Annotated in this window: 14 protein-coding genes; 5 read left to right on the forward strand and 9 right to left on the reverse strand. The window is 74.2% G+C overall.

Annotated features, from left to right (window positions below):
- Nucleotides 1-416: 416 nt before the first annotated feature.
- Both ACY1JF_RS31225 and ptsP read left to right on the forward strand, forming a co-directional pair.
- A complete protein-coding gene (locus tag ACY1JF_RS31225) occupies nt 417-866 on the forward strand; it encodes a PTS sugar transporter subunit IIA (protein ID WP_462708643.1) in 450 nt (149 codons plus the stop codon).
- A gap of 105 nt (nt 867-971) precedes the next feature.
- Entirely contained in the window at nt 972-2642 is a 1671-nt protein-coding gene (gene ptsP, locus ACY1JF_RS31230; protein ID WP_462708644.1) for a phosphoenolpyruvate--protein phosphotransferase, read from the forward strand.
- Nucleotides 2643-3725: 1083 nt separating this feature from the next.
- Here the strand turns inward: ptsP and ACY1JF_RS31235 are convergent.
- Both ACY1JF_RS31235 and ACY1JF_RS31240 read right to left on the reverse strand, forming a co-directional pair.
- Nucleotides 3726-4616 carry a hypothetical protein gene (locus ACY1JF_RS31235; RefSeq protein ID WP_462708645.1) on the reverse strand — a complete coding sequence of 297 codons (891 nt, stop codon included), beginning with the start codon at nt 4614-4616 and terminating at the stop codon, nt 3726-3728.
- A gap of 64 nt (nt 4617-4680) precedes the next feature.
- Entirely contained in the window at nt 4681-6660 is a 1980-nt protein-coding gene (locus ACY1JF_RS31240) for an acetoacetate--CoA ligase (protein ID WP_462708646.1), read from the reverse strand.
- Between the two features lie 170 nt (nt 6661-6830).
- On the opposite strand from ACY1JF_RS31240, the gene ACY1JF_RS31245 reads away from it, so the two are divergent.
- Complete coding sequence (locus ACY1JF_RS31245; RefSeq protein ID WP_462708647.1) at nt 6831-9218, forward strand: glycoside hydrolase family 31 protein; 2388 nt, start codon at nt 6831-6833, stop codon at nt 9216-9218.
- 282 nt (nt 9219-9500) lie between these two features.
- Here ACY1JF_RS31245 and ACY1JF_RS31250 read toward each other — a convergent pair whose 3' ends face one another.
- Nucleotides 9501-10037 carry an NUDIX domain-containing protein gene (locus ACY1JF_RS31250; protein ID WP_462708648.1) on the reverse strand — a complete coding sequence of 179 codons (537 nt, stop codon included), beginning with the start codon at nt 10035-10037 and terminating at the stop codon, nt 9501-9503.
- A gap of 75 nt (nt 10038-10112) precedes the next feature.
- Entirely contained in the window at nt 10113-10928 is an 816-nt protein-coding gene (locus tag ACY1JF_RS31255) for a M15 family metallopeptidase (RefSeq protein WP_462708649.1), read from the reverse strand.
- 317 nt (nt 10929-11245) lie between these two features.
- On the opposite strand from ACY1JF_RS31255, the gene ACY1JF_RS31260 reads away from it, so the two are divergent.
- Complete coding sequence (locus ACY1JF_RS31260; RefSeq protein WP_462708650.1) at nt 11246-11470, forward strand: hypothetical protein; 225 nt, start codon at nt 11246-11248, stop codon at nt 11468-11470.
- A gap of 377 nt (nt 11471-11847) precedes the next feature.
- Here ACY1JF_RS31260 and ACY1JF_RS31265 read toward each other — a convergent pair whose 3' ends face one another.
- From ACY1JF_RS31265 to ACY1JF_RS31280, 4 genes are read right to left on the reverse strand one after another with little or no spacing between them, the layout of a single operon-like run.
- Complete coding sequence (locus tag ACY1JF_RS31265; RefSeq protein ID WP_462708651.1) at nt 11848-12453, reverse strand: GTP-binding protein; 606 nt, start codon at nt 12451-12453, stop codon at nt 11848-11850.
- Nucleotides 12454-12511: 58 nt separating this feature from the next.
- Nucleotides 12512-12907 (reverse strand): DUF742 domain-containing protein, encoded by a 396-nt coding sequence (locus tag ACY1JF_RS31270; RefSeq protein WP_462708652.1) that lies wholly within the window; start codon nt 12905-12907, stop codon nt 12512-12514.
- A 9-nt stretch (nt 12908-12916) separates the two neighbouring features.
- Entirely contained in the window at nt 12917-13351 is a 435-nt protein-coding gene (locus ACY1JF_RS31275; RefSeq protein ID WP_462708653.1) for a roadblock/LC7 domain-containing protein, read from the reverse strand.
- Nucleotides 13348-16092: a sensor histidine kinase gene (locus ACY1JF_RS31280; protein ID WP_462708654.1), complete on the reverse strand. Its 2745-nt coding sequence runs from the start codon at nt 16090-16092 to the stop codon at nt 13348-13350. The genes ACY1JF_RS31275 and ACY1JF_RS31280 overlap by 4 nt, the downstream gene beginning before the upstream one ends.
- A gap of 419 nt (nt 16093-16511) precedes the next feature.
- Here ACY1JF_RS31280 and ACY1JF_RS31285 point away from each other — a divergent pair, with 419 nt between their 5' ends.
- A complete protein-coding gene (locus tag ACY1JF_RS31285) occupies nt 16512-17108 on the forward strand; it encodes a hypothetical protein (RefSeq protein WP_462708655.1) in 597 nt (198 codons plus the stop codon).
- Between the two features lie 381 nt (nt 17109-17489).
- Here ACY1JF_RS31285 and ACY1JF_RS31290 read toward each other — a convergent pair whose 3' ends face one another.
- Entirely contained in the window at nt 17490-22136 is a 4647-nt protein-coding gene (locus ACY1JF_RS31290; RefSeq protein ID WP_462708656.1) for a hypothetical protein, read from the reverse strand.
- Nucleotides 22137-22165 lie beyond the last annotated feature (29 nt).

Raw genomic sequence — 22165 nt, forward strand, 5'->3', positions numbered from 1 at the left:
TTGACTTTTGGCACGCTGTTGAGTTCTCAAGGAACGGACGCTTCCTTCGTACTCACCCGAGAGACTCTCTCAGGCTTTCCTCCGGGCGCTTCCCTTCGGCGTTTCCAACACTATCAGGCTTTCCCAGTCCCTCTGACCACCCGCTGACGGGCATACAGATGCGGATCCGAAGACAAGACCGGACAAGTTGGGGTCTGCCGGTTGAGGACGCTTGCTCGCGCTTCTCAACCTCGGGCAGGAGTAACGACTCTACATCGACCCGCTGAACGGGTGCAAATCGATGAGGGATGCGGTCTAGACCTCTTGCCGGGAGACTCATGCGGAACCGGTACTTCCCATGACATACGCTGCTGCACAACGGCCGTCCGGGTCAGACGGCGACGACCCCTCTCCATCCCCACTCCTGGAGGCTCCCCATGACCACCGTGACGTCCCCGATGGCAGGACGCGCCATCGGACTGGCCGCCGTACCGGATCCGGTCTTCTCCGGGGCCATGGTCGGCCCGGGCACCGCGATCGATCCCGTACGTGAGCCGTCCGAGGCGGTCGCGCCCGTGGACGGGGTGATCGTGTCCCTGCACCCGCACGCCTTCGTCGTGGTCGACGGGACCGGACACGGTGTCCTGACCCACCTCGGTATCGACACCGTGCAGCTCAACGGGGAGGGTTTCGAACTGCTGGTGAACAAGGGGGACACCGTCACGCGTGGGCAGGCGATCGTGCGCTGGAGCCCGGCGGCCGTCGAAGCGGCCGGCAAGTCCCCGGTGTGCCCGGTCGTGGCGCTGGAGGCCACGGCTGAGTCCCTCTCGGAGCTTCGTGAGGACGGTGAGGTCAGGGCCGGGGAGGATCTCTTCCGCTGGCAGTGACCCTCTCCGACGGAAATCCGGCGGAGAGACCGGTGCCGTCGCATGACGGCCGGCAGGACAGACACCGCGGCGGCTGGGTCCGCCGCGCTATCGGAGACGGGTGAGATGGAGACAACGCTGCGGGGCGTCGGCGTCAGTCACGGAGTGGCGATCGGCCAGGTCCGGCACATGGGCACGGCGGTGCTGGAGCCGCCGACCAAACAGATCCCGGCCGAGGACGCCGAGCGCGAGCAGGGGCGGGCCCGCAAGGCCGTGGAAGCGGTGGCGGCCGATCTGATGGCGCGCGGCAATCTGGCGGGGGGCGAGGCCCAGGCTGTGCTCGAGGCGCAGGCCATGATGGCCCGGGATCCCGAGCTGATGGCGGACGTGGAGCGGCGGATCGCCGTCGGGAGCACGGCCGAGCGCGCGGTGTACGACGCCTTCGCGGCGTACCGGGCGCTGCTGGCCGCCGCCGGTGAGTACCTCGCCGGGCGGGTCGCCGACCTCGACGACGTGCGGAATCGTATCGTCGCCCGGCTGCTCGGGGTTCCGATGCCGGGTGTACCGGACAGCGACGAGCCGTACGTGCTCATCGCGCGGGATCTGGCACCGGCCGACACGGCGCTGCTGGACCCCGCTCTCGTCCTCGGTTTCGTCACCGAGGAAGGGGGGCCGACCAGCCACAGCGCGATTCTGGCGCGTGCGCTGGGGGTACCGGCCGTGGTGGCTCTGCCGGGCGCCGGCGAGCTGGCCGAGGGCACGGTGATCGCCGTGGACGGCAGCAGCGGCGAGATCTTCGTGGAGCCGAGCGCGCGGGAGCGGGCGCGGCTGGAGGCGCAGGCGGCCGAGCGCAAGGCCGCGCTGGCGGCCTCGTCCGGTCCCGGGGCCACGTCCGACGGACACAAGGTGCCGCTGCTGGCCAACATCGGCGGGCCGGCGGACGTGGCCGCCGCGGTCGAGGCGGGGGCGGAGGGGGTCGGGCTGTTCCGGACCGAGTTCCTCTTCCTTGACGACAGCGAGCACGCGCCGAGCGAGGAGAAGCAGGTCTCGGCGTACCGGCAGGTGCTGGAGGCGTTCCCCGAAGGCCGGGTCGTCGTGCGGGTGCTGGACGCGGGCGCCGACAAGCCACTGGCCTTCCTCACCCCGGCCGACGAGCCGAACCCGGCGCTGGGCGTGCGGGGGCTGCGGACACTGCTCGACCACCCGGACGTGTTGCGTACGCAGCTGACGGCGCTGGCGAAGGCCGCCGAGGGGCTGCCCGTCCACCTGGAGGTCATGGCGCCGATGGTGGCCGACCGCGCCGACGCCAAGGCGTTCGCGGACGCGTGCCGGGCGGCCGGGCTGCGGGCGAAGTTCGGCGCGATGGTGGAGATCCCGTCTGCCGCGCTGCGGGCCAGGTCGGTCCTGCGGGAGGTCGAGTTCCTGTCGCTGGGGACGAACGACCTGGCGCAGTACACCTTCGCCGCCGACCGGCAGGTCGGTGCGGTGTCCCGGCTCCAGGACCCGTGGCAGCCCGCGCTGCTCGACCTGGTGGCGCTGTCCGCCGAGGCCGCGAAGGCCGAGAACAAGAGCTGCGGTGTCTGCGGGGAGGCGGCGTCCGATCCGCTGCTGGCGTGTGTGCTGACCGGCCTGGGGGTCACCTCCCTCTCCATGGGAGCGGCTTCGATTCCGTATGTGCGGGCGATGCTGGCGAAGTTCACGCTCGCCCAGTGCGAGCGCGCCGCTGCCGCCGCGCGGGCCGCGGACAACGCCGGTGAAGCGCGTGAGGCGGCGCAGGCGGTGCTGTCCGGCGAGTAGGTGACAGGGCCACCGGTGTTTCCGTGGGGGCGCTCCACCAGGAGCGGTTTCTGAGGGGCGTCGCGACAGGCGGTCGTGCTGATCAGGCCGCGAGTAGTTCATGCGGGCGCTCGGCTGGGGTTTCCCAGTCGGGCGTTCCGCGTGGGCGGCCGTCGAGTCCGGCGGCGGTGGCCGGGTACGGGAGCATGGCTAGCCGCGCGCTCGGCCAGGGCGCCGGTGGCGGACTTTCCGTCCTTGCCGATGATCAGGTCCTCTCTCTCAGTGGCCGGACACGGCCCGGTCCGCCACTTCCGCGGGCTGTTCGCTGATCATGGCCATGGGGTGGCGTATCGCGGTCGGCGCTGCCGGGCCTGGCGGCGGGGTGTGCGGCGGGCGCGTCCGGTGGGCAGTGCGCGGGTGGGTTCGCGGCACCGCCCTCCACGCCCTTGGGCGTGGAGGGCCCGGCAGGCCGTTTCGTGGACCAGGTGCGTCTTCGGCCGCTGGGGAACTACGTCCGCCGAGCCTGGCAGATCTGCTGCGGTGCGGGCTCCGCCGTATGTCCAGGGGGTCCTGGATGACGTCCCGCAGTCGCGGGTTCTGGCCGGTCTTCCGGGGTTTCGGACGGGGCCGGGCCGCGTGCGGGCGGTACCGGCCGCCGGCGGGGTGGCGGTCGCGGCGGGCCTTCCGGCTGGCCGCGGAGGTACTGCGGCCCGGCCGGCGGCGACCGCTGCCGCCCGCACGGTCGCCTCCTTCCTCCCGCAGCCGGTCGGCGACGGGTACGCGGTCTTCCTGCGCAGGCAGCGGGACGGCCCGGGAGACGCTGCCACCATGCTGATCGGTGGCGGTGCCTCCCGGTTTCCGTAGGCGTGACGTCCGTTGCGCCGCTTCGGCCCGTCCGCCGGTGGATCTGTGGTCCGGCGTGCTTCCCGGTCGCTCACGCCCCGCTGCACGAGCCGGGGGTGTGCCTCCCGTTCCCGGGTGGGTTTCTTCCCGCCCCGAGGCTTCGTCCGGTCCTCACGGATCCCGGAGTCCGTCGCGCCCCTCGGACCGGGGTGCCGCGGCGGCTCCTGGAGCCCGGCCGTGGTGAAGCGTCCCTTCCGGTGTTCAGTGGCGGTGTCCCGGGGCCGGGTCCTCGTCACCGAGGTCCGGCGGGTCGCAGTAGTCGACGTTGGACTCCGGGGAGATGAGGTCGCCGGACTCGGCGTCGGTGCAGTAGGCGTCGAAGACCTCCGCCGCGGTGAGCGGGGTGAGGCCGTAGCCGCGCAGGCGCCAGCCGTAGACGCGGTCCGGGGTGGCGGGCGCGCTGGTGCGGATGACGAGGCCGCCGGGGCAGTGGGTGGCCAGGCCCAGGGCGAGGACGCTGGTGAACTCCAGGAGTTCGGCCTCGTCGAGGTGGGGGGTGCCGTCGTCGCCGTCGTCCGCGTGGAGGACGGAGAGGAGGGTCTCCGGGGCCGTCGAGACGCTGCAGACCAGGTGGCGCCGGCCGGCGGGGGCGGTGCTGATCACGCGGGTGATGAGGGTGCGGGCACGGTCGTAGGCGGCGCGGCCGAGGTCCTGGCCGCAGGAGGCGCAGGCGCCGAGGCGGGCCAGGAGGGTGGCGGCGTACTCCCAGGTGGCCTGCCGGACGGCTTCGTCGATGAGGGTGGGGACGACGTCGGTGAGGGGCTGGCCCTCGTAGGGGACGGTGAGGCCGGTGGCGGCGAGTTCGGCGGTGAAGCGGGCGCGACTGGCGGGGGCGTCGGGGTCGAGGCCCGCCTCCTCGCAGTACGCGGCGTACTCCTCCGGGTCGAAGAGGGCGATCGTGGTGTGGGCGCCCTGGGCGGCCCGGGTCCGCAGGACCGCCTCGACGTGCCGTAGGTAGGTGGGATGGTCGTCGAAGGCGAAGGTGCGGTAGCGCCGCATGACGCGGAAGTCGTGCTCGTCGGTGAGCAGGCCGATGGTGCCGGCGATCTCGCGGCGCAGGACGCGCCGGGCGGTCCGGTCGGTGTACGTCATGTCTCCCCCAGTACACGGTCGGTCAATGCTCACTCACAGTAACCGCGGGCACTGACAGTGGGGGTCACGGGTGCTTGCGGGACCGGGCCAGCTGCTCGTAGAAGCGGAGGAGGCCGGGGTCGTCGACGGAGCCCGGGTTGACCGCCTTGTCCAGGGGGGTTCCTTGCAGGAGGCGTTTGACCGGGACCTCGATGCGTTTGCCGGTGAGGGTGTGGGGGATGCCGGGGACCTCGATGACCTCGTCGGGGACGTGGCGGGGCGAGAGGTGGGCGCGGATGGTCTGCTCGACGCGGGTGAGGAGCGCTTCGTCGAGGGTGGCGCCGGGGGCCAGGTGGACGAAGAGGGGCATCCAGTAGCCCCCGTCGGGCTGTTCGACGCCGATGACGAGGGACTCGCGGATCTCGGGGAGGCGTTCGACGGCCTCGTAGATGTCGGCCGAGCCCATGCGGACGCCCTGCCGGTTGAGGGTGGAGTCGGAGCGGCCGTGGATGACGACGGAGCCCCGTGAGGTGAGGGTGATCCAGTCGCCGTGCCGCCAGACGCCGGGGTAGGTGGCGAAGTAGCTGTCGTGGTAGCGGCTGCCGTCGGGGTCGTTCCAGAAGCGGATCGGCATCGACGGCATGGGGGCGGTGACGACGAGTTCGCCGACCTCGTCGGTGAGGGGGTTGCCGTCGGGGTCCCAGGACTGGAGGTCGGTGCCGAGGCAGGGGGCCTGGAGCTCGCCGACGTGGACGGGGAGGGTGGGGACGGCGCCGGCGAAGCAGGAGCAGACGTCGGTGCCGCCGCTGACGGAGGCGATCCAGACGTTCTCGCCGACCTCCTCGTGGAGCCAGCGGAAGCCGTCGGGCGGGAGCGGGGAGCCGGTGGTGGCGACGCACTGGACGCGGGAGAGGTCGTGGTCGCGGGCGGGGTGGAGGCCGGCTTTGCGGCAGGCCATGACGTAGGCGGCGGAGGTGCCGAAGAGGGTGGCGCCGGTGCGCTCGGCGACGCTCCACTGGGCGCCGGTGTCCGGGAAGCCGGGGCTGCCGTCGTAGAGGACGACCGTGGTGCCGGTGAGGAGGCCGGAGACGAGGAAGTTCCACATCATCCAGCCGGTCGACGTGTACCAGAAGAAGCGGTCCCCGGGGCCCAGGTCGCAGTGGAGGCCGAGCTGTTTGAGGTGCTCGACGAGGATGCCGCCCTGGGACTGGACGATGGCCTTGGGCAGGCCGGTGGTGCCGGAGGAGTACAGGATCCACAGGGGGTGGCCGAAGGGCACCTGTTCGAAGACCGGGTCCGTGCCGGCGGAGGTGAGGGACGTCCACTCCAGGGCGCCTTCGGGGGCGGGTGTGCCGAGGAGCGGGATGTGGACCACCGCCCGCAGGGTGGGCAGGTGGCGGCGGAGTTGCGCGACGACGTCCCGGCGGTCGTGTTCCTTGCCGCCGTAGCGGTAGCCGTCGACGGTGAACAGGACCACGGGTTCGACCTGCTGGAAACGGTCCAGGACGCCGCGGGCGCCGAAGTCGGGGGCGCAGGAGGTCCACACCGCGCCGACGGCGGCGGCGGCGAGGAGGGCGACGACGGCCTGCGGGATGTTGGGGAGGTAGCCGCTGACGCGGTCGCCCGGGCGGACGCCCAGAGCGCGGAGCCCGGCGGCGAGGGAACCGACCTGGCGGCGCAGGTCCGACCAGGTGACCGGATGGGGGTCGTGGGTCTCGTCGACGTACAGGAGGGCGGGTTCGTCCGGGCGGTCGGCCGCCGCGCGCAGGGCGTGTTCGGCGTAGTTCAGTTCGGCGCCGGGGAACCACTGGGCGCCCGGCATGGCGCGGTCGCCCAGTACGCGCGCGTAGGGGGCCGAGAAGCGTACGTCGAACCACTCGGTGACGGCTTTCCAGAAGGTCTCCGGCTCGTCGACGGACCAGCGGTGCAGGGCCGGGTAGCCGCCGTCGGCGGGGGCGCCGTGGTGGTCGGCGGCCCAGCGCTGGAACGCGGTGATCCCGGCCCGGGCGACGCGGTGCGCGTCGGGCTGCCAGAGGGGCTGCGGCTGGGCGGTGTCGGTCGTCATGGGGGCGGCTCCCGGACTGTGCGGCGGCTGACAGGGACGATGCCATGTGATCGACTTCTGCACCAGAGTGTGCTCCGCGCGGTCCGTGTCGTGAAGATGTGGACCCGGCACGGGTGAACGGAAGTTGAACGGTGCCCGTGTGCGGGGCGGTCGGTGACAGGGTGAGCAGCATGGACGGTCGTGACCTGGTGCGTTCGGTGAGATGGGTCGGTTCGGTGGGAACGGGTCAGGGGCTGCGGACCGTGCGGGCGGCGTGGCGCAGGCGGCGTTCCGACGCGGTGGGGCTGGAGCCGCGGGGGGCGGAGCGGGCGCGGGTGCCCGGGCTGCTGCGGGAGGTGGAGCCGGGCGCCGGTGGCGGTGTCATCCGGTTCGACCGCTCGGAGCTGCGGATCCTGGTGGCGGTGAACGGGGCGGTCTTCTGGGGCTGGGACGGGGCCGGTCCTGAGCCCTCGTACGCGCTGGCCGGGCCGTGTCCCGAGCCCGATCCGCGGGCGGCGCTGGAGCCGGACAAGGACGGTGGCTGGCGGGTGGTGGCCGAGCGGGCCACGGTCGCCGTGTCGCGGCACGGCGCGGTCGAGGTGCGGACGCCGGGCGGGGTCACGCTGCGGCGGGACCTGCCGCCCCGGTGGTGGGAGCCGGCCGGGGGCGGCCGGGCGCGGTGGATGCAGCGCGCGGAGGTGGCCGCCGACGCTCGGTTCTTCGGACTCGGGGGGCGTGCGGCGGGCCCTCGGCTGCGGGACGGGCGGTACCGGCTGTGGAACACGGGGCCGGGCCGGGCCTTCGGTCCGAAGGACGATCCGCTGTCCGTGACGATGCCGGTGCAGCTGGTGGTGGCCGACGCGGGGACGCATCTGGTGTTCTACGACAGTTCGTGGGACGGCACGGTGGCGCTGCGGGAGGGCGAGGAGGGTGCCGGGTCGGGGCACGACCGGCCGGGCACCAGTGTGCTGCGCATGGACGGGGGGCCGCTGCGCTGCTGGGTGTCGGTGGGGACGCCCGCGCGGGTGCTGCTCGCCTGGGCGGCGCTGACCGGGGCGCCCGCGCTGCCGCCCGCGTGGGCGCTCGGTCATCACCACGCGTGGTCCGGGTCCGGGGACGAGCGGGAGGTGCGGCGAATCGTCGCCGGGTACCGGGAGCGCGGGTTGCCGCTGGACGCCGTGCACCTGGGGTTCGGTCACCACGACGGTCGTCGGGTGTTCAGCGTCGACCAGGAGCGGTTCCCGAAGCTGCCGCAGCTCGCCGAGGAGCTGCGGCAGGAGGGGATCCGGCTGGTGTCGGCCGTCGGTCCGGCGGTGGGTGCCGAGTCCGGTGATCCGGTGTACGACGCCGGCGTCGACGAGGACGCGTTCGTGCGGGACGCCGGCGGTCGGGTGGTGCGGGGGGTGGCGTGGCCGGGGGACGCGGTCTTCCCGGACTTCACGCACGCGCGCGTACGCGCGTGGTGGGGCGGTCGGTACGAGGAGCGGCTGAGGCAGGGCTTCGCCGGGTTCTGGCATGACATGGACGAGCCGACGTCGCTCGCCGCCTTCGGCGAGCCGACGTTGCCGCGTTCGGCCCGGCACTGGCTGGAGGGGCGGGGCGGTGACCATCGGGAGGCGCACAACGTGTACGCGCTGTGCATGGCCCGGGCCGGTCACGAAGGGCTGCGCGAGCTGGTGCCGGAGCAGCGGCCGTTGATCCTCTCACGCTCGGGGTGGGCCGGTGTGCAGCGCTACGGCGGCGTCGGGGCGGGGGAGGCGGCCGCGGGCTGGCCGGGGCTGCGGGCGTCACTGGCGCTGGTGCTGGGGCTGGGGCTGTGCGGGGTGCCGTACTCCGGGCCGGACATCGGGGGCCGCGGCGGGAGACCGTCGCCGGAGCTGTATCTGCGGTGGTTGCAGCTGGGGGCGTATCTGCCGCTGTTCCGGACGTACGCGGGTGAGGGGGCGGGAGGCCGGGAACCCTGGGAGTTCGGGGAGTTCGGGGACGACGTGCTGGAGCACGCGCGCGTGGCGCTCGTCGAGCGACGGCGGCTGCTGCCGTACTTCATGACGCTGGCGCACCTGGCGCGGCGTACCGGGGCGCCCTATGCGCGGCCTCTGTGGTGGTCGGCGCCGGAGGACCGGGCGCTGCGGGACTGCGAGGACGCGTTCCTGCTCGGGGACTGTCTGCTGGTGGCGCCGGTGCTCGGTCCGGGGGTGGACCGGCGTGCGGTGCGGCTGCCGCGGGGACGGTGGTACGACACGGTGACGGAGCGGGCGTACGAGGGGCCGGGGCAGGTGCTGGTCGACGCTCCCGTGGCACGGATTCCGGTGTTCGCGCGCGCGGGCGCGGTGATTCCGGTGCGCGGCGGTGACGGCGGGCTGGAGCTGGAGGTGTGGGCCCCGGACCGGGGACGGGCCGGGGGCGGAGTGGTCGTGCCGGACGCGGGCGACGGCTGGACGGAACCGGAGATGGAGCGGTACGCCGTGCGGTGGCGGGGGCAGCGGGTGGTCGTCGAGCGGAAGGGTGAGGGGGGCTCGGGTGAGCCGCCCTACCCGGTGCGGGTGCGTGGGGTCGGGGCGGGCGGGGCTCGGGGGTAGGGGGTAGGGGCGGGCGCGTCGCGTCGGGGGCGGGTGCGCAAGGCGGGTCGTGCCCAGCTCGGGGGCAGGGGTGGGCGCGTCGCGTCGGGGCGGACGCACAAGACGCGTCGTGCCCAGCTCGGGGGCAGGGGCGGGCGCGTCGCGTCGGGGCGGACGCACAAGACGCGTCGTGCCGGGCCTGGGGGCAGGGGCGGCGGGCGGGTGGACCCGTCGTGGGTGGGGCGGCCGGTCGAGTGGGGTGGTCGGTCGAACGCGGTGACAGGGGCGTTCGGTGGTGGACGTTCAGGTGTAGCGGCCCTCGAACCAGGCCCGCGCGGCGATGGTGTGCAAGGGGAAGGCGAGTTCCTCGGGGCGGCGCAGGAGGTCCCAGCCGTCGGTCTCGTCCGTGGCGGTGGAGGGCGGAAGGCCCGCCACCGGGCGTTCGGGGAGCAGGCCGAACAGCAGCAGGTGGCCGTCGGGCGCGCTCAGCGCGTCCACGAGGCGTACGTCGCGGCTCACGGCGTCGATGCCCGTCTCCTCTTCGAGTTCGCGGACGACGGCCTGTCGCCAGTCCTCGCGGTCGTCGACGTAGCCACCGGGCAGAGCCGTGCGCCCTCGCCCGGGAGACACGGTCCGGGTGATGACGACCAGGGCGGTGCCCTGGGTGTCGTAGACGGGCTGGAGGGCGACGGCGACCGGCAGGGGGTTGCGGTAGGCCGTGGTGCCACAGGCCGGGCAGGTGCGGGGCCAGGCGGAGACGGCCTCGCCGTAGGGCGTGCCGCAGCTCGAACAGTGCGAGCCCGGTGCGGAGGCGGGAACGGAGGTCGGAGTCTCGGACACGCGGCGGACTGTAGCCGATGGCGCAAACGTCGTCTCCGGTGGGCGGTTCAGGGGCGGCCGGCCGCAGTGGGCCGGTCACGGCCGGCCGGTCAGGGACGCCTCGGACACCGGGAAGTCGAAGTAGGTGTCGGGGTAGGGCTCCGGCTTGAGGGTGTAGTGCCACCATTCTTCGGCGAGGTTGACGAAACCGACGTCCTCCAGGGTGCTCTTGAGCAGCATCCGGTTGGTGCGCTGGGCGCCCTGGACACGGGGGTCGGCGGTGTGGGAGAGGGTGTCGAAGCAGTCGAATCCGGTGCCCATGTCGACCGAGTTGTCCGGGAACCGCTCGGCCTGGGGAGCCGTGCAGGGCACCAGGGGCTGTCCGGGCCGGTAGGGGCGGGTCGGTCGCGCAGGGAGCCGCACGAGGGTGAGGTCGACCGTGGAGCCGCGGCTGTGGCCGGATTCCTCCGCGATGTAGCCGTCGGCGAACAGCCGGGCCTTGTCGACGTCCGGGTAGAACTCCGCCTTCATCGCCTGGTCGTCGAGGTCCTGGGCCCAGCGGACGAAGTGGGCGACGGCGCGTCGTGGCCGGTAGCAGTCGTACACCTTGAGGGAGTAGCCCTGGCGCAGCAGGCGGGTCTGGGCCCTGCCGAGGGCCTGTGCCGCGGGGCGGGTGAGGACGCACAGGGGCTGCCGGTAGCCGTCGACGGGCTCGCCGACGAAGTTGTGCGGGGTGGAGTAGCGGATCTCCTCCAGGATCGTCGGGACGGCGCGGTTCAGGGCGACGAAGTCCGCGGGTGCCTTCGGTTCGGTTCCGGCGTGTGCGGTGGCGGGGACGGTGGCCGGGGCGAGCAGGGCGGCGAGCGTGGTGGCGAGGCGGCGCGTCCAGGTACCTCTTGCCTGAAGTGTCATGGCTCTTGCATACCCGGCGGGTGTTCCGTCGCGGAAGCGGTGGTACGCGGCCGAGGTGTCCGGCCGGTGTCGTCGGCCCTGGTGCCTTGCCAGCTCCGGTGTGCGTACGGCGGTCACCACGGCGGTGCGATCGTCCGCCGCCGACCGGCGGGCCGGGGAAACGGTACGGACCGTCCGCGCCGCCCGACCGCCGGCGCGGGGCCGACGTACGGGTGTCCTGCCGCACGACGGCGTTGTGCGCCGGTCCGCCGGTCACCCGCTCCCCCAGCACGGCCGTCCGGCACCGGCCGGTGGCGCCGGGCGCGCTGTAGCCGGCCGTGAGCGCACCGGACCGCCGCCGGCCGGTTCCTGGCATTTCGAGTGAGCGCCGGGACTGCGGGACCGTGCCGGGCGAACATGGCGAAACCGGCTTGGGCGAGGTTGGTTTGGATGAGACCGGTTTGGGCGCCATCGGCACCTGGCTGATCCGCTACCTCGTCGATGGCCCGACGGATGGCCGGCACGTCACCGACGTGACCAGTGCGGGCACGCCATGCTCGTGAACTCGGGACCCTCCCAGTGGGATCTCGCCATTCTCCCGGTGTCCCGGGGCCGGGTGGCCAGCGAGCGGCCGTGTCCGGGCGGGCCTGCTGTGGCGTGGGTAGGGCGAAGATCTCGTACGGCGCCGCGGGGCACCCCGCGGGCGCGGTGCCGGAGGCGACCGGCTGACGGACCGGCGAGGCGGTGGCCGCCGTGTACGAGGAGTCCGGGGGTGCGGATCGCGCGCCTGGAGGCCGACGGCGGCACGACCCGTGACGGTCTGCCGATGCGGCGCCGGGCGTCACGTGGGCGCCGGCCCGAAAGGCGTCGGTACGGGAGCGCGGGTACCGCGACCGGCGGTGGGCGGTGCGGAGGAGTGCCGGGTGGCCGAAGGAGCGGTTCAGGTGGTGACGGTCCGGCGGCGGCCGGCCGAGGACGCCATCGCGTGCTGGACGACGTTGACCAGGAGGCCTTTCACCGACTCCCGGTCCCGCGCGTCGCACAGGACCATCGGTACCTCCTCGTCCAGGTCGAGGGCGCGGCGAACGGCGTCCACCGGGTAACGGGGGGCGCCCTCGAAGCAGTTCACGCCGACCACGAACGGTATGGCGCGCCGCTCGAAGTAGTCGACGGCGGCGAAGCAGTCCTCCAGGCGGCGCGTGTCGGCGAGTACCACGGCGCCGAGGGCGCCCTCCGACAGTTCGTCCCACATGAACCAGAACCTCTCCTGGCCGGGCGTGCCGAAGAGGTAGAGCACCAGGCCCTCGCGGAGCGTGATGCGGCCGAAGTCCATGGCGACGGTGGTGGTGTGCTTGCCCTCCACGCCGCTGAGGTCGTCGACCGGGCGGCCGGCCTCGGTGAGCAGTTCCTCGGTGCGCAAGGGTCTGATCTCGCTGACCGAGCCGACCAGAGTGGTCTTGCCCACGCCGAAGCCGCCGGCCACCAGGATCTTGAGCGTGACGGGTTCGACCGGGAGCCTGCCACGCTCGGAACGCCCGAAGGTCATCGGTCTTCTCTCCTGCTCGGTGCTGGGTGCTGGCTCTGCTGGATGGGGGGTACGGCGGTCACAGCGCCCGGAGGCCGTCGATCACGTCGCGCAGAATGCTTTCGTCCGGGAGTTCGGCCGGCGGCACGGGTCGGTTGACGTGCACGAATTCGGCGTCCACGAGGTCTCCGACGAGGACCCGTACCACTCCGATCGGCAGATCGAGACCGGCGGCGAGCTCGGCGACCGACCGGGGTTCGTCCCGGCACAGTCCGACGATCTCGACGTGTTCCGGGGACAGGGAGGTGTCCGTCTCCGGATCGTCCGCCCGGTCCTCGGCGACCACCACCGCGATCAGGTCGAGACGGTGCTGGGCCGGACCGGTGGTACGGCCCCGGGTCATGGCGTACGGACGGACGACCGGACCGGCCTCGTCGTCGAACCAGTGGTGTCTTCCCTGACCGTCTGCGCTCATGTCACTCCACTACCCGCCCGAGGGCAGATCGGCGCGGGGCGCGGCGCCCAGGTGGGCACCGACCCGCTTGACGAGGAGGGTCATCTCGTAGGCGACCTGGCCGACGTCGGAGTCCGCGTCGGACAGGACGGCGAGGCAGCTTCCGTCGCCGGCGGCCGTGACGAAGAGGAAGGCGTCGTCGAGTTCCACGACCGTCTGCCGGACACTGCCCGCCTCGAAGTGGCGTCCCACGCCCTTGGCGAGACTGTGGAAGCCGGAGGCGACGGCGGCGAGGTGCTCGCTGTCCTCCTGGGTCAGGTCCTTGGAAGCGCCCGTGGCCAGGCCGTCACCGGAGAGGACGAGGGCCTTGCGGATGCTCGCGACACGGTCCACCAAGTCGTCGAGGAGCCAGTTCAGCTCCCTGGCGCCGGTCGCGCTGTGGCCGGTCGTCTTCGGTGCGGTCATCGACCGTCCCCCTTGTTCGTTCCTTGTGGTGCCTGTGGTGCCTGTGGTGCCTGTGGTGCTTGTGGTCCCTGTGGTGCGGATGGTGGCTTTGGTTCCTGTGGGGCTGATTGGGACTCTGACGTCTGCCGGGTCCGGGCCGCTGGGCCGCTTCCGGCGTCGTCGGCGGCGTTCTCCCGGCGGCCTCGCTGCCAGCCGCGCTGGAGGGAGGCCATGCGGCTGCGTACTTCCTCGGCGTCCCGGTCGGCGAGACCGGTGCCGTCGGCGTGGTCTTCGGCGGGCCGCCCGCTTTCCCGTTCCCGCTTCAGTTGCGGGGCGAGGCTGGCCTGGCGTATCCGCCGGGGCAGGGACAGCGAGCCGTCACCGGTCGTGCCCGGGGTGCCTGCCGTCGCGTCGGCGTCCGTGCGGGGCGTACCGCGGGAGGGGAGGGCGGGCAGTGCGTCGTGGGCCCCGTCCGGTGCGGGCGTGTCGTCCGGGCCGCCCCGGCGGGGCCGTTCGGGGACCGGGCGGCCGTGGGAGCTGACCAGCTTGGGGGTCCGGCGGCGGGGCAGCGGGGCGGGGGCGCCGGTCGCTTCCTCCGGCTCGTACCGGCCCTGGGCGTCGTGGCGGCCGGGGCCGCCCCGGGGGTCGGGCTCCTCCCGGTGGTGGCGGTCGTGCCGGGCCGCCGGCTCGTCCCGCGCGCCGGCCCCGGCCGATGCCTCCCGTCCGGCCGGGCCGTCGAGCGGCGACCGGGCTTCGCCGGGCAGCCGTACGGGCACCTCGGACAGGGCCGGCCGGCGGTTCCCCTCGCGGTGGCGCTCCTCGCGGGCCGCGGGGCGGTCGAGGCGGAAGCCGACGCCGTTGGTGTCCGGGGCGTCCTCCGTCAGCAGCGCGTCCGGGATGAAGACGACCGCGGTGGTGCCGCCGTACGGGGAGGGCTGGAGGGAGACGCGGACGTTCTGACGCTGGGCCAGGCGGCTGACCACGAACAGGCCGAGCCGGTCGGTGTCGGACAGTTCGAACTCGGGTGTCTCGGCGAGCCGGAGGTTGGCCTCCAGCAGGGCGTCGGCGGTCATGCCGAGGCCGCGGTCGTGGATCTCCAGGGTGAAGCCGTTGGCGACGTGCTCGCCCAGTACCTGTACGGCGGTGTGCGGGGGCGAGAACACCGTGGCGTTCTCCAGGAACTCGGCGACCAGGTGGGTGAGGTCGGCGACCGCGGAGCCGGTGACGGCGATCCGCGGCAGCCTGCGGACCTCGATGCGCTCGTAGTCCTCGACCTCGGCGACGGCGGCCCGTACGACGTCCATGAGCTGGACGGGCTTGCGCCACTGCCGGGAGGGGGCGGCGCCGGAGAGGATGACGAGGCCCTCCGCGTGCCGGCGCATACGGGTGGTCAGGTGGTCGAGGCGGAACAGGTCGGCGAGTTCCTCGGTGTCCTCGGTGCGGCGCTCCATGGCGTCGAGCAGGGTGAGCTGCTTGTGCAGCAGGACCTGGCTGCGGCGGGCGAGGTTGACGAAGACCTCGGAGACGCCGGAGCGGAGTTCGGCCTGCTTGACGGCGGCCTCGACGGCGGCGCGCTGGAGGGTGTTGAGTGCCTGGCCGACCTCGCCGATCTCGTTCCTGTCGTACTCCAGGCGCGGGACCTCGGTCTCCACGTCGATCCGTTCGCCCGCCGAGAGGCGGCGCATCACGCTGGGCAGGCGCACGTCGGAGGCCTCGTGGGCCTGCAGGCGGAGCTGTTTGAGGTCGCGGATGAGGCCGCGGCCGATGCGTACGGACAGGAAGACGGAGAACAGCAGGGCGAACACACCGAGGGTGCCGGCGACGACGGCCCTGGTGATGACGGCCATCGCGACCGGTTCGGCCCGGCTCTCGTACCGGTCGGCGGCCTGGTCGTCCAGCGTGCCGAGCGCGTCCAGGACCTCCCCCGCGACAGTGTCCCAGCTCTTGGCGTCGACGCCGGTGGGCGGGCCGGTGCCGGAGGCGGCGGCGGCGTCCTCGGCGGCGCGGAGCGGGGCGGAGGACGCGCTCTGCCAGAACCGCTCGTAGTGCTCGCGGTCCGCGGCGGGCAGCAGCGGCAGCGTGACGTCGTACATCAGGGTGCGCTGGGCCACCAGGTCGGAGACGTCGCTGACCTCGTCGCGGCTGAGTCTGCCGGTGACCAGGGCGGAGCCGAGGAGGGCGTCCTCACGGGCGAGCAGTTCGCGCGCGCGGGAGAGGTTGACGAGGGCGTGGTACTGCTTGCCCAGCGTGACGTCGTCGACGACGTTGAGGTTGGCGAGCAGCAGGTGGCAGGGGTCGACCAGGCGGTTGTAGAAGCTGAGGGCCTGCGAGCGGTCGACGGTGCCGTCCTCGACGCTGCGCCGCAGCGCGCCGATGCCGGAGAACGCGTCCAGCGCCTCGGTCAGCCGCTCGCCCTCGGCCCGGCTCAGCGCGTCGCGGACGTCGGGGTCGGCCGCGTGGCGGCGGACTTCGGCGATCGCCCCGTCGGTGACGGCGCGGGCGCGCCGCAGGGTGGGCAGGGCGTTGGAGGCGCGCGGGTCGGCGAGGTAGACCAGGGTCTGGCGGCGTTCCTGCTGGAGCAGGCGGACGGTGTCCTCGACGGGGTAGCCGACCTTCTCCACCAGGGTCGACACGCTGAACAGACGGCCGGCCTCCTGCCCGGTCAGCACGGCGGCGAACGCCCAGATCGCGGTCAGGGCGACCAGCGGCACGAGAAGCAGCGCCACGATCTTCCGGCGGATGGACTTTCCGCGAAAGCGCATGGCCTCCCCCAGCTCGGCCCCCACCGGGCGGGGATGCCGATTCACGTCAACAAACGGCGTGAGCCTACTACTGACGGGCTGGTGGTTCGAAGACCGGTCCGGAATGCGAACTTCCGTACCCACGTCGCGAGATTGCGAGTTGTCCGCTCATTACGGGAGATTGCGGCCCGCGGCCGGGCGCCGGTGCGGGACCGGGCGCGTCCGTGCGCGGCGGGGGAACTGGCCGGATCGATGCGTACGGCGGGAATCTTGAGGGGGTGCCGATCGTCTTTCTTCGTGGGGACGGGGACGGAATCGGGCCACAGGAACCGTATGCCGCATCCACGCGGCGTAGAACCGTGCGCGCCGGGCAGCCCACAGGGGAGCCGGGTCTTCGGGGACGGGCGAGCGGTCTGCTGGCGGTGGGGAGTGACACGTTGATGGGCACGGCGGAGCGGCGCGAGGCGCCCGGGCACGACGGGGCGGCTCGACCGGGCGTGGCGACAGGGCCGGAGGCACCGGGTCACGGTGTTCCGGCGGCCAGGCGCGGCAGCGGTACGGACGGGGCGGCCGGCGTCGCGCGGGCGGCGGCAGGCGGCGGACCGTCGGGGGACGGGGCCGCCGCGGTACGGAAGGAGCCGGGTCGCCGGCCGTTGTGGGTGGAGGAACCGGCGCGGCGGCGTCGGCTGCCGGACCCCGTGCGGACGGCGGCGGTACGGGCGGTGATCATCGTCGCCGTGACGCTGATCCAGGCGGTGGTGGCCTTCCTGTGCACGATGGCCGGGTCCTGGCTGGCGTTCCCCATGCTGCTCAGCAGCGTGGCCAGCACCGTGGCGGCGACGTGGGGCGTGCTCGACGTGTGGGTGACGCGCCAGGTCTGGAACCAGCGGCACGGCGTGGTCTCGATGCCGAACAGCACGGCGCGGGCGCTGCGGCGCGAACGCCGCCGGGCCCGGCGGCAGGCACGGTCCGCGGAGCGCGCCCAGGAGCGGATACGGCGCCGGGGCCGCGGCGGGCGGCGGCTCTCGCATCCCTGAGGCCGCGCGGTGCGCGACGGCCGGTGCGCGTGGCGGCCCCGGACCTGGCCGAGGCGCGGCACGTGACCGGGGCACGGGACGTGGCCTGAGCACAGCACGTGGCCGAAGCGAGGGACGTGGCCTGAGCACAGCACGCGGCCGAAGCGCGGCACGTGGCCTGAGCACAGCACGCGGCCGAAGCGCGGGACGTGGCCTGAGCACAGCACGTGGCCGAAGCGCAGCACGTGACCTGAGCACAGCACGCGGCCGAAGCGTGGCACGTGGCCGGGGCACGGCCGAGCGCACCGGTCCCGTCCGGTGGCGAGCGGGGGCGTCCCCGCCGGGGAGCCTGTGCGGCGTCGCGAGACCCAGCGGATGTGACGACGGCCCCGGGGCCCGGGGTCAGGCGGGCCGCTTGAACATCCGGGTGGCCGTGATCTCGCTGTGCACGGCCTCGCCCTCGGTCTGCTGGGGCAGGCCCGGCCGCAAGTGCTCCTCCACGCTGATGTACTTGAGTCCGGCCCGCAGGTCGGCGTCGTTGCGCAGCCGGATGACCAGCGGGAACTCGGCGAGCGCGGTGGTGTCGAACAGGCCGGTGGTGTAGAGGAGCTGGACACCGAGCGCGTCGGAGACCGCCCTCTGGAGCTCCAGCAGATAGGTGGCGTTGGCGCGGCCGATGGGGTTGTCGAGGAAGAGCGTGCCGGCGTGCCGCTGCTTGTCGCGGCCCCGGTCGTTGCTGCGCAGGGCGGCCATCGTGCAGTACAGGGCGATGGCGGCGGTGAGCAGCTGGCCGCCGGAGAAGACGTCGCCCATCTGTCCGACCGGGACGCGCTCGGCGCGCAGTACCGCGTCCGGCTTGAGGATCTCGACGGCGACGCCGTTCGGCTGGAGGGCGGCGGCGACGCCGCGCAGCAGCAGGGACATGCCGTCGCGGCGCAGGTCGGAGTTCTTCTTCACGGCGGCCCGGGTCGCCTCGTCGATCACCTCTCCGAGCCGCTCGGTCAGGGTGGCCTGGTCGGGTTCCTCGAAGCGGATGCGCAGGAACTCCTGCCCGGACCACTCCCCCAGCCCCTCCGGCAGCCGGGACAGGCGCTGGGCGGAGCGGAGGGTGGCGAGGGCCGACTCGACCAGGCCGCGCAGCCGGTCCACGATCGAGTCGCGGTTGCGCTCCAGCTGGGCCAGTTCGTCGGTGAGGACGCGCAGACGGGGGGCGAACGCGTCGGCCCACTTCTGGGCGTGTTCGGGCAGGGCGGCGGCGGGCAGTTCGCGGATCTGCTGCCGGGCGGGGGTGCGGACCTGCTCGTAGCGGGTGGAGTTGGCGTGCCTCACCAGGATGTCGCTCGCCTCGCGCACGGCGCCCTCGGCGGCGGACAGGTCGGCGGCGCAGCCGCGCAGCGAGCGGCGGGCCTCGGCGGCGGACCGCCGGGCCTCCTCCAGGGTGCCGGGGTACGGCTCGGGGTCCTCGTGCTCCTCCTCGGCGACCTGCTCGCGCAGCAGGTCGCGCAGGAGGGCGGCGATCTCGTCGAAGCCGCCGGCCGCGTCCTCGGCGGCGCGGTGCGCGTCGAGGAGTTCGGCGTGCGCCTCGCGGGACTGGTTCAACGCCTCGGTGCGGGCGGCCAGTTCGGAGGTGGCGGTGCGCAGCAGGGTCTGGGCGTGCTCGGCGTCCCGCGGGACCAGCTCCTCGGGCAGGTCGGTGTGCGACTCGGCGTCCTGCGGGGCCAGCCGCTCCGCTTCGCCGCGCAGCCGGCCGAGCTGCTCGCTGGCGGTGGACATACGGGTCTCCAGGAGCTGCACCAGCTCCTCCGCGCGGGCGGCGGCGGCCTGCCGGGAGGGGCCGTCCGAGCCGTCCGGTGACTGGAGGAGCTGCTCGGCGCGGGTGCGGACCTTGTTGCTGAGCCGGTCCAGCTCGGCGCGGGCCGCGCTCTCGTCGCTCTCCGCGCGGGCCTGCTCGGCGCGCAGGTCGGCGCCGACGCCGACCTTCTCGTACAGCTGGGAGGCGGCCCGGTAGGCCTCGCGGAGCGCGGGCAGCGACGCGGTGGGCGCCTCGGTGCCGTCCTCCGGTACGTCGTCGGGGGCGCCGGCGATCTCGGCGCGCTCGGCGCGCAGCGCGCGGGCGGTGCGGCGGGCGTCGTCGGCGGCGCGCTGGGCGGCGCGGCGGTCCTCGTCGGCGGCGCGGGCCTTCTCCAGACAGAGCTGGGCGCGGGCCTCGGCCTCGGCCGCCTCGTCGGCCAGTTCCCGCGAGCGTGCCTGCCAGCCGGCGCGTTCGCGCAGCCGGAAGGCGAGTCCGGCCAGGGCGTCGGCGGCGCGGCGGGCCTTCTGGGCGGCCTCCTGCCGTTCGTCGCGTACGCGGACGGCCTCGGCGGCGGTCTCGTCGGCCTCCGCCCGGGCGGTGCGGGCCTCGGCCAGCTCGGCCTCGCACTCCTCGGCGAACGCGTCCGCCTCCTCGGCGGCCCGCGCCAGCTCGGTGAGGCGGCCGGCCGGGCAGCCGGTGCGCCAGGAGGCGAGCCGCGCGGCCAGCTCCCGGTCCTTGCCGAGCCGGGCGGCCAGCCGCCGGATCTCCTCGTCCCGCTCGGTCGCCCGCGCGCGCAGCGCCCGCCGCTCCTCGTCGGCGGCGTGCTCGTCGTGCATGGCGGGGTTCGGCGGTACGAGGAAGACGCCGTCGTCGCCCGAGTCGGCGGCCGGTGCGGGGGCGAGCAGGGCGGCGGCGGTGCCGACGGCGACGGTGGAGCGCGGCAGCAGGGCGGCGTCTCCGAGGGCGGTGCGGGCGCGGGCGTGCGAGTCGGGATCGGTGATGATCACACCGTCGACCAGCTCGGGCCGGGCGGCGAGCACGCGCGTGTGGTCGGCGGGGTCGACGGCCTGGGCGAGGTAGCGCCAGCCGGGCAGGGCGGGGATGCCGTGCTCACCGAGGAACTCGACGGTGGCCAGCACGTCCGGGCCGGGCGGCAGCAGTCCGCCGTCGCCGAGGGCGCCGAGGATGCGGGCGTCGTCGGCGGCGGCGGTGCGCAGGTCGAACAGCTGGCGTTCGGCGGAGGCGACGGAGTCGTCGAGGAGTTCGGCCAGCTCTTCGGCGAAGCCGTCGAGCTGCTCGGCGGTGAGGGGGGTGTCGACGGGGGCCGGCGGGTCGGACGGGGTGCCGTGGACCACGTCGGGGGCGGAGTCCGGCCGGTCCCGGCGCGGCCCCGGGACACCGGGGCGGGCACCGGCGCCCAGGCCCAGCAGCTCGGTGAGGCGTTCCTCCGCCGCCAGGGCCGCGGCCGTGCGGTGTTCGGCGTCCCGGGCCCGCCTGGCGGCGGTGGCGGCGTCCGCCGCGCGGGCCGCCGTCAGTTCGGCGCGGCTCTCGGCGGCGGCGGCCTCACGGGCGTGCTCGGTGGCCCGGCGGGCCGCCTCACGGGCGGTGTCCCAGGCGGCGACGGCACTCTTCTCGGCGTCGCTGGCGGCGAGGGCGGCGCGGGCCGGGTCGGCGTCGGGCGCGCTGTCGTCGAGCCAGCCGGCGCGGACCGCCTCGGCGGTCTCCTGTTCGACCTCGGTCAGCCGCTGGCGCAGGTGTCCGGCCTCGCTGCGGGCGCGCTGGGCCTCGGTGGCGGCGGCGGTGGCGTCCCGGTGGGCGGCGTCGCCGGTGTCCTGGAGGGTGGCGGACCGCTCCTCCTCCTCGTTGGCGTGGGCTTCGGCCTTCCCGGCCGCCGCGTGCAGGGCGCGGACCAGGTCGACGGCGGCCTTGGCGCGGGCGGCGAGCGCGGGCGCGGCGTCCCGTTCGGCCTCCTGGATCGCGGCGGAGACCCGGGTGACGCGGTCGGTGGCCGCCCGGTGGCGCAGTACGGCCTCGGCGGCCTGCCAGGCGGAGTGCAGGGTGCGGGCGTCGGCCAGTTCGCGCTTCTGCGCCGCGGCGGACTTCTCGGCGGCGGCCAGGGCCAGGGAGGCGTGCCGGTAGGCGAGTTCGGCGGCGACCAGGGCGCTGCGCTCGCGGGCGGATTCGGCGTGGGTGACGGCGTAGGCGGCGGCCGTGACCCGCTGGGCCAGGTCGGCGGCGCGGGCCCGCTCGCGGGTGCCGCGGGCGAAGAGCCGGCGGGCGAGGGTGCGGGTGCGGCGCTCGGCGGCGGTGTGGATCTCCCGGGCGCGGGCACGGGCCCCGGTGGCCTCGACGATCCGGCCGAGCAGGTCGACGGAGCCCGCGGTGAAGTCCCGTTCGGCGATCAGTTCGGCGCGTCGGCCCAGCTTGTTGCCGAAGCCGCTGACGAGGTCGGCGAGTCCGTCGGTGTCCCGGGTGTCGGTGACCGCGCGCAGCAGCAGGTCGGTGAAGTCGGCGTCCTTCTTGACGGCGAAGAGACCGGCCGCCTCGCCCTCGTCGGCGTTCATCTCGCGCTGGTAGCGGAAGAGTTCGGGGTCGAGGCCGAGGTCGCCCAGGTGCTCGATCCAGCGGTCGTGGATCTCCTCCCAGTGCACCTCCAGGTGCGGGTAGGCCTTCCCGGCCTCGGTGAGCGCGTCCCGGAAGCCCTTCATGGTGCGCCGCCGGCCCCGCGCCCCGGAGGCGCCCTCGACCGGCGGGCGTACGGCGGTGGACTCGGCGACCGGGAGGTTGTCCAGGGTCAGTCCGGGGCCGGGCCGGAAGGAGTACCAGGCCTCGGCGAACTTGCGCGGGTCGTTGGAGACCTGGCGGCCCCGCCACTCGCTGACCTTGCCGACGACGACGCACTCGCCGGTCTGCACGTGCTGCCACTCCAGGGCGACGTGTCCGCAGTCGTCGGCGAGCAGGAACTTGCGCAGCACGCCGGAGCTGGCGCCGCCGAGGGTGTTGCGGTGGCCCGGGAGCATCACCGAGAAGATGAGCTTGAGCAGGACGGACTTGCCGCCGCCGTTCTCCAGGAAGAGCACGCCGGCGGGGGCGGGGCGGCGGGGCGGGCCGACCGGCTCCGCCTCGAAGAACTCCGCCTGCGTGGGCGCCGGGTCGGGCACCGGACGGCCCACTCCTCGCAGGTCAAGCACGGTGTCGGCGTAACGCGCACCGGCGGGCCCGATGGAGTAGAGGCGGACCCGGGACAGCTCGTACATGGCGGACTCTCGTGGTTCTTCGGTGAGGT

This window comes from Streptomyces sp. SYSU D01066-1 (assembly GCF_054956795.1).

What these genes read in the sequence shown, in the direction of transcription:
- ACY1JF_RS31225 (WP_462708643.1), top strand. Translation starts at nt 417, where the DNA reads ATGACCACCGTGACGTCCCCGATGGCAGGACGCGCCATCGGACTGGCC.
- ptsP (WP_462708644.1), top strand. Translation starts at nt 972, where the DNA reads ATGGAGACAACGCTGCGGGGCGTCGGCGTCAGTCACGGAGTGGCGATC.
- ACY1JF_RS31235 (WP_462708645.1), bottom strand. Translation starts at nt 4,616, where the DNA reads ATGACGTACACCGACCGGACCGCCCGGCGCGTCCTGCGCCGCGAGATC.
- ACY1JF_RS31240 (WP_462708646.1), bottom strand. Translation starts at nt 6,660, where the DNA reads ATGACGACCGACACCGCCCAGCCGCAGCCCCTCTGGCAGCCCGACGCG.
- ACY1JF_RS31245 (WP_462708647.1), top strand. Translation starts at nt 6,831, where the DNA reads ATGGACGGTCGTGACCTGGTGCGTTCGGTGAGATGGGTCGGTTCGGTG.
- ACY1JF_RS31255 (WP_462708649.1), bottom strand. Translation starts at nt 10,928, where the DNA reads ATGACACTTCAGGCAAGAGGTACCTGGACGCGCCGCCTCGCCACCACG.
- ACY1JF_RS31265 (WP_462708651.1), bottom strand. Translation starts at nt 12,453, where the DNA reads ATGACCTTCGGGCGTTCCGAGCGTGGCAGGCTCCCGGTCGAACCCGTC.
- ACY1JF_RS31270 (WP_462708652.1), bottom strand. Translation starts at nt 12,907, where the DNA reads ATGAGCGCAGACGGTCAGGGAAGACACCACTGGTTCGACGACGAGGCC.
- ACY1JF_RS31275 (WP_462708653.1), bottom strand. Translation starts at nt 13,351, where the DNA reads ATGACCGCACCGAAGACGACCGGCCACAGCGCGACCGGCGCCAGGGAG.
- ACY1JF_RS31280 (WP_462708654.1), bottom strand. Translation starts at nt 16,092, where the DNA reads ATGCGCTTTCGCGGAAAGTCCATCCGCCGGAAGATCGTGGCGCTGCTT.
- ACY1JF_RS31285 (WP_462708655.1), top strand. Translation starts at nt 16,512, where the DNA reads ATGGGCACGGCGGAGCGGCGCGAGGCGCCCGGGCACGACGGGGCGGCT.
- ACY1JF_RS31290 (WP_462708656.1), bottom strand. Translation starts at nt 22,136, where the DNA reads ATGTACGAGCTGTCCCGGGTCCGCCTCTACTCCATCGGGCCCGCCGGT.